Below are 7,134 nucleotides of genomic sequence, written 5' to 3' on the forward strand. Positions count from 1 at the left end.
ACAGGCTATGAAATAGTACCTCCGTCAGAGACTGGGAACACACAACTCCAGCCGGCAGTTGAAATCTGGTGGTTATGCTTGGCATCTCCGTGATAGTCGTCGAGGATCGGCTGGTATACCTCCTGGTCGCTATTCTATGGTTCCGGGAGTCGCAGATAAACTCTTCAGCACCACCGATACTGACTAACATCACCAGGTCGTCATCTCCTTAACCAACAAAAACGGCGACGGCCGCGCTCTGTTGGTTAAGACCATAGTGACCGTTTCGTCGGGCGATTTGCGACTTAGTAGTGGACGTCGGCTGGGATGATCCACACCTGTTCGTCGGATTCGAGGACCCGATCGAGCTGGTCGCGATGGCGAATCGCCCCGCCGTACTCGTCGTACAGGAAGAGCGACGGCCCTCTGTAGGCTTCGAGGTTGTAGCAGGCGTGTCGAGCAAGCTCCTTGTCTCGCATGAGTTCCTCAGTGCTGAACTCGTCGACGGCGGTTCGCACTCGTTCGAGGAGTTCTGCTCCCTCGTCGGAGTCGACTGATGCCACGACGGGTAATTCACCCCATCGGTCCTTTCCGGCGACAGACGTTGTCTCGTCGTCGAACGTCACATAGTAATCGAAGACGGCGGCGGTGTCTGGTCCGACGCCGACGAGTCGGTCGAACGCTGCGTTACCGCTGGCGAGGGCATCGTCTCTATTCGGTGCTTCAACGAGCGCGTAGATGAGTTGGTGCATTGTGGTTCTTGGGACGCGATGTGTGTGACGCCCCGCACCCTTGGGGGGCAGAAAAACGCTCTCCGGTGCGCTCCAGTTCGGTTGTGTTTGTCGCTCTCGTTTACCCCTCAATCTGTGATAGGTTTCTGTGGGCGTGCTGAATACAGGGCGCGGGCCGTGTTTAAACGCTAGCGAGAGGCGGTGTTGCCGAGAATTATGAGTGAATGAAGCGGGAATGAGTTGAGTATGCCCACTCAACTCGCCCGCTTCACCGACAGTTGCGTCGATTTATCTCAAAAAGCTGTCGCTGGTGAGCCTCAGCCACCGCTGCAGAAGGGTCGCGGTGGCTACGCTGACTGGGTCATTGTCGCGATTCACTGTCTTCGCGAGTATCTCAACCAACCGTACCGGCGGTTGCTCGATATCCTCCACGAGATGCCTTGAATCACAGCTAAACTCGGACTTACGGTGGACGAGCTCCCCGACTTCACCACCGTGTGTACGAGGAAACAAGACCTCGAGATGCGCATCTGGCGCGTCCTGCTGCGGTCGTCCGCTTCTCTCCATGAGTTCGGCGAAGTCCAAGCAATCGACGCGACTGGCTTCCAGCGACACAAAGCCAGTCGGCATTACGTGATTCGCGTCGGCTACAACTTTGACGACATCAAAACCACGGCACTCGTTGACTGCGATTCGACGGCGATTCTCGACGTTCATTGCTCGATGAAACAGCCACACGACACCCAGATCGGCAGGCAAGTGCTAACGAGAAATCTCCAGCGACTCGACACAGTCGTCGCGGACAAAGGCTACGACTGGGACGCTCTGCGCCACGAACTCAGGGACGCTGGCGTTCGTCCGGTGATCAAACACCGCGAGTTCTATCCACTAGATATGGCGCACAACGCTCGGCACGACGAGGAAACCTATCACCGCCGGTCACTCGTCGTGTCGATTTTCTTCGCGTTGAAGCATCGGTTTGGTGAGACGTTGCGGGCTAGAACGTGGTTTGGGCAGTTCAGAGAGCTCGTCCTAAAGTCCGCTGTCAGAAATATCGAGCAATCCGTCAAGACCTCACACTAGTGTTCTCCCGCGTCTAAACAAGGCACAGGGCGCGTATTCAGCATCCCGATTGGAAACCAGTTAACTGAAGGCCTACGAATAGCTCTCGTTCAGTCGGCGGGCTTGATGTTCTGGTTCGTCTGGAACAGATTGTCGGGGTCCCACTCGCGTTTGAGGGCGTGGAGGCGTTCGTACCGCTCCCCGTAGGCTTCGGGAACTCGTTCGGACTCGTCCCCACTGAGGTAGTTCACGTAGACCCCGTCAGCCGCGTACGGTTCCAACGACTGATGGAACTCACGTGCCCAGCGGATGTGTTCGTCGTCCCGCTCGGGGTCGGTCCACTTCGGCGCGACGGTGAAGGCGAATGACTTGTCGCGGTGCGGGAAGGCGGTCGCGTCTTCGGCACGTTCAGCAATCTCACCCCCCATCCACTCGAAGAACACAGTTGAGTACGGCGACGGGATGGACTCCGTGTACTCCATCAGTGTGTCGATGAATCCATCGGAGATTCCGTCGTAGAAGTTGGACTTCCAGTAGTTCCGGTGGCCCGCACAGTAGAGGTCGTCGGCCTGTTGCTGGTAGTCGGTGTACGGAATCGGTTGTGTCATGTCGGTGATGGGATCACCGAACTCGCGGAGCGGCCGGAACGCCTCCTTCCCCTCCGAGACGTCACCCGCATACAGCCCTCGGAACGCCAGCAGTGTCACACCGTGTAACTCCTCTGGAAGCCCGTACTCGGGACTGCCTTCCAGTATCGCCGCGTAACATCCCACCTCGTTCGGTGCCTCACGCATGAACTCATCGTAGAACCGGAGTGTATCCGGAATCTGGTCTGGCGGATACATGAGGCGGACGTTGAGTATCTCGGGGCCGAGCTCGTGAAGTTCAAATTCGAACGACGTGACGACCCCGAAGTTACCGGCGCCCCCGCGAAGCCCCCAGAACAGCTCCGGATTCTCCTCTGCGCTGGCGGTGACGAGTTCGCCATCGGCGGTGACGACATCTATTGACCGGAGGTTGTCGTGAGCGAGTCCGTACTCCCGGGCGAGGTACCCGAGTCCGCCTCCGAGGGTGAGACCCGCAATGCCGGTTTCGGACATGATGCCACCCGTCGTGACGAGGCCGAACGCCTGGGTTTCGTGGTCCAGGTCCCCTATCGTCGCGCCTGCCTGGACCCGCGCCGTCTGTGTATCGGGATCGACGCGGACGCTGTCCATCGGCGAGAGGTCGATCACGAGGCCGTCGTCACACAGGGCCGTGCCCGCGACGTTATGTCCGCCGCCCTTGACTGCGAGACGCAGGGAAAGATCACGGGCGAAATCGACAGCAGTCATCACGTCGGCAGTGCCGGTACATCGTGCGATAACTGCTGGTTCCTTGTCGATCATCGCGTTCCATATTGTGCGCGCCTCGTCGTACCCTTCGTCGTCCGGTTGGAGGACCTCACCGTGGATCTGATCGCTGAACGTTTGAATAGTTGTTTCCTCAAGCGGTTGTGTTGTGGACATGGTTTCACTCCGTTGTGGGTTGGTTGTTGGTGTATGGACCTCCCGTCGCTGCGCCTTCTCGTCTCCCAACCGGTTTCGGGGATCCACACCGCCCATTTGGGGAGCGAGTGACTTTCCCTTACTCCGTGGGAAATTTCCCACAGCGTGGTGCTGAACGGTGAGTGCGAATCTTGATAGCACACCACACGATATTTCCTCGCATGGTGGAACCAGAAAGGGAGATATCCGCGGACGCGATGGCAAACATCGCGTACCTTGCCCGGTCACAGAACCGAATCGAGATACTCGAAACGCTCACGACGGGATCGCACACCTCCCGCGACGTGGAGGAGCAGACGGGGACCTCGCGGTCGACGCTCGAACGGATCACCACTGAACTGGAGGAACGAGGGTGGGCCGAGAGAAACAACAATGGCGAGTACGTCCTAACAGAAACGGGCGAACGCATCGCCGAGGAAACCAGCCGATACGTCGGTGCGATGGAAGCCATCGAAACCCTCGGGGAGGCTGTGAATTGGCTCCCAAACGACGAACTGACGATCGACCTTCGATATTTCAGGGATGCGGTGGTTTGGAAGCCCGAGCCGAACGATGTCGCCGCGGCGGATACTCGAATTATTGATTTGAGTCGGGACGGCGACAGGTTTGCCTGTCTCTCGAATACCGCAGGAACCGTCGGTCTGGAGACAGAGATGATAGAACAGTTCGGCAAAGATCAACTAGACGTGGAGAACGTCGTCACCCCGGAAGAACTCGATATCTATCGTCAGGATCCTGAGCGGGCGGCCCGGTGGAAATCGTACCTTGAAGCGGGAGCTAACGTCTACTGTTATCACGGCCAGATTCCCTGTGTCTTGATTCTCATCGACGAGACCGTCTTTATTGGTGATCGACGGCTCGAAACTCTCGGGGTGATCGAGAGTTCGAACGACGCCGTTCGGTCGTGGGCCGAAGGAGTACTCGCAAACTATCGGGACAACGCCGAACGGGTCGAACCGACCGACCTCTCTCGGGAGTCGTCGTCGGTAGACCTGGATCACCATCGTTGAATCCCTCCTCTGTGCTGGCACCTGTTGACAGAACTGACCTGGGGGATTGGTGAATGCACACTCTGAGTGTTGCACGTCGCTACTGACAGCATCCGGGGAGGTTTCTGAAGTCGTGCTGATTACACAGCACGTATCGGGTACGAGAGTTAGGGCGGAGGGCAGTTGAGCCACTCGTCATCCACTGAGGCGGATAGGTTCCACAGCCGCTACAGGGTTCGACGAGACGGCCTAGCCGCCCCTGTCGGTAGAAGTAAAAAGTGCTGGTCGTCTCCACAACGACGTTAGTGGAGGAAATTTAAGCAGGAAAATCTACGTTAATGTTTTTCAGCTAACATATATGCTCGGAGTACGCCTCTCTGTGGATGGAGACAAACCATGAAATCACTTCACCTTCTCCAGAAGGCTGCAAGGCACACGAACATTCACTGCGGTGGCAAACGGTTCCGCCGGATCCATCGGGTCGCCATCGTGGGGGCGCTCTTCATCGGGATGGTGCTCTCGGGGGCGGTCGTCGGTCCCGGGCTAGCGGAGGAATTTCCCGCTGGCGACGAAAACGCGGCCACCACGTCGGTAGTTGAGTTCACCTGCAACGACGTTCGGGTGTCTCCACCTGACGCTGGAACGTCGTACGATCTGGTCGTGCATTACGTCGATACAACCACCGGGATGCAGGGGAAAGCGCTGATCGGACCGTTCACAGGAACGTTCGAGGATAACTTCGGGAAGACTGATTTCGTTCTCACCGAGGTCGAGGTGCGGTACGACAGCGGTGGCGGCGCGTCCGGGACGATTCCGAACCAGTGTCTGTGACCCGAGCGGGCTCATCGACAACTGTTATCGATCCTGTTTCGGACAGGTACCGAGAGTGGATGGACGTATCTCCTGTATATTGTGGATAAATTCCCACCGAAATCTAAATCTCACCGTCGCTGCACACGACAGATATTGCTAGCCGATTACCGGTGTCTCGTTCATTAATAAATCCTGCTTATGGATACATAGGTACGAAATCATGTACGTTATAGAGATATTTTCTCGACTCATGATTCGCGATAGTGTCGGAAATTCACTTATCTGCGTTGACTGTCCTGCTATGCATCCACAACTATTGATGCCATCGACGACAAGCTGAGATGGTCCCGTTCTCTCGGTAGAATTTTCAAGCTGTCTCGTCTGCTTCCGCGGTGGCTTCGACGTCCACCCGCTCGATCTCGGTGATGGTGAGTTCGCCGTCGATGGTGGCCCGAAGCTCCTCGTCGCCGAGCGGAATCGTCACACGCGCCAACCACGGATCTTGGGAGACGAGCGTCGTCCGCTCGTCGCTGACACTCCAGGCGAACTCCCAGTAGGGTGTATTGATTAGATCGATTCCATGCTCGTCATAGAACCCAATGACTGTCGGGTGAGAGAGGAGGACCAATCCGATGGCATGGCTACTCCATCGGGTGCAGTGCTCACACTCGTACTTAACACCGAACTGATATAATGTGGTGCCATAGTCGTCGGGTACCCGTTCTGGTACATCTTCTTGGTCATTCATCACAACCGGAGTTACCGCTCCATCGCACCCCCAGCAGACACCTTTTGTTGAGAGAGTCTGAACCCTGCGGATCTGATAGTGAAACGCTGCGACAATCTCTTCGTTCGTCCGGCCGAGGAGGCCGGTAGCCGAGAACAGACCACCCTCGTGCGCTTGCCCGCACGCCGAACACTCAACGAACAACATTCCGTCGTCGTAACGAGCTCGAAGCGACGACCCACAGACGACACACGTTCCCGAGATCTCAAACGGGTCAAGACGCACTGGAGCGGCGTACGTCTCCATCATGACCGCCCAAATGATTTCTGCACCCGCTACCCGAAGGCGATACCCCTCCTCGGTTTTCCGGACGAAGGGTCCAATGAGCTGTTCGAGGTGATAGTTGAACTGTGAACTGTCGCGCATCCCAACGCGTTTTCTGAGATCTGTAAACGGCACCGGTCCCTCGGCCGCGTCCCAGAGTTCGTGGAGGATACGGAGGCGAGTCTCGTTGCCGATGGCCGCGAACGCCGCTTCCGGCGTGATCTTGCTGCCCTCCTCGCTCTCCGCTTCGCTCATACCGTGTTAGAGGCCGTCAACAGTATAAACTGTCTCCGAAAATGTTTGGGTTTGTATTGAAGTATTTGTCTGATTCACATAGGACTACTGCGGCTTGATGGTGTCATCGAGAAAATTCGGAGCATATCATCAGTTTCACAACAGCCGTGTCCGTCCGCTCAATTTCGGTAAGGGTGAGGGTCTAATGGAATACGTGTCCATAGTTTATACACTTTGAAGCGCACGTGCAATCACCTATCGTTTGTTTTTCGGATCGAACTCTACCGATTAATAATTCGCCTCCAATGGCACCAAGACCTCTCAGGGGCGAAATCGAATGGTTTGGGACAGGATGAATAGACGAGACCATCTGATGAATACACCCTCTAAGTTCACCTATGGAAATTCTGCTGGCTCAACTAACCACCGCTGGCGATAAAGTTGTTCGGACGATCTCGCTTCTCTCGTTCTTCAATGGCGAGAAACCACTAGACGACGTGGTGATTGAGACCTCCACACCCGGTAGGCGGTCGGTACGAGCTCTGCGATAGCTGTCGCTCACGCTGGCTCCACCCGGCCACTGAGGGACGCCGGACCGGCGTCCCTCAGGTTCCCTTCCTCAGGCGCTCACCCCCGGTGGGTCGTAGACTTCCTCCCGGTCAAGCATGTGGTAAATCGATACCAGTAGCTTCCGCGCGGTTGCCACGATTGCTTTCTTGGAACTCTTG

At 56.7% G+C, this 7,134-nt stretch carries 5 protein-coding genes and 2 pseudogenes; 3 read left to right on the top strand and 4 right to left on the bottom strand.

Annotated elements, in window-relative coordinates; translation table 11 throughout:
• Positions 1-284 precede the first annotated feature (284 nt).
• Positions 285-731, bottom strand: a complete 447-nt coding sequence (locus BSG17_RS20235) for a DUF7995 family protein (RefSeq protein WP_089827215.1) — start codon at positions 729-731, stop codon at positions 285-287.
• A gap of 225 nt (positions 732-956) precedes the next feature.
• Here BSG17_RS20235 and BSG17_RS20240 point away from each other — a divergent pair.
• Positions 957-1,793 (top strand): annotated as a pseudogene (locus tag BSG17_RS20240) (IS5 family transposase).
• Positions 1,794-1,882: 89 nt separating this feature from the next.
• Here BSG17_RS20240 and BSG17_RS20245 read toward each other — a convergent pair.
• Complete coding sequence (locus BSG17_RS20245; protein ID WP_089827216.1) at positions 1,883-3,280, bottom strand: FAD-binding oxidoreductase; 1,398 nt, start codon at positions 3,278-3,280, stop codon at positions 1,883-1,885.
• Between the two features lie 170 nt (positions 3,281-3,450).
• Here BSG17_RS20245 and BSG17_RS20250 point away from each other — a divergent pair, with 170 nt between their 5' ends.
• A complete protein-coding gene (locus BSG17_RS20250) occupies positions 3,451-4,329 on the top strand; it encodes a helix-turn-helix transcriptional regulator (RefSeq protein ID WP_139246731.1) in 879 nt (292 codons plus the stop codon).
• 375 nt (positions 4,330-4,704) lie between these two features.
• A complete protein-coding gene (locus BSG17_RS20255; protein WP_089827218.1) occupies positions 4,705-5,139 on the top strand; it encodes a hypothetical protein in 435 nt (144 codons plus the stop codon).
• A 349-nt stretch (positions 5,140-5,488) separates the two neighbouring features.
• Here the strand turns inward: BSG17_RS20255 and BSG17_RS20260 are convergent, their stop codons facing one another.
• Both BSG17_RS20260 and BSG17_RS26345 read right to left on the bottom strand, forming a co-directional pair.
• Positions 5,489-6,427 (bottom strand): ArsR/SmtB family transcription factor, encoded by a 939-nt coding sequence (locus BSG17_RS20260; protein ID WP_089827219.1) that lies wholly within the window; start codon positions 6,425-6,427, stop codon positions 5,489-5,491.
• 598 nt (positions 6,428-7,025) lie between these two features.
• Positions 7,026-7,134: pseudogene (locus BSG17_RS26345) on the bottom strand (IS110 family transposase); the annotation flags it as partial.

It is taken from the genome of Halogranum amylolyticum (assembly GCF_900110465.1).
Lineage (GTDB): Archaea > Halobacteriota > Halobacteria > Halobacteriales > Haloferacaceae > Halogranum > Halogranum amylolyticum.

Excerpts from the sequence above, each read along its gene's own strand:
- BSG17_RS20255 (WP_089827218.1), top strand. The coding sequence starts at position 4,705 with ATGAAATCACTTCACCTTCTCCAGAAGGCTGCAAGGCACACGAACATT.
- BSG17_RS20245 (WP_089827216.1), bottom strand. The coding sequence starts at position 3,280 with ATGTCCACAACACAACCGCTTGAGGAAACAACTATTCAAACGTTCAGC.
- BSG17_RS20235 (WP_089827215.1), bottom strand. The coding sequence starts at position 731 with ATGCACCAACTCATCTACGCGCTCGTTGAAGCACCGAATAGAGACGAT.
- BSG17_RS20260 (WP_089827219.1), bottom strand. The coding sequence starts at position 6,427 with ATGAGCGAAGCGGAGAGCGAGGAGGGCAGCAAGATCACGCCGGAAGCG.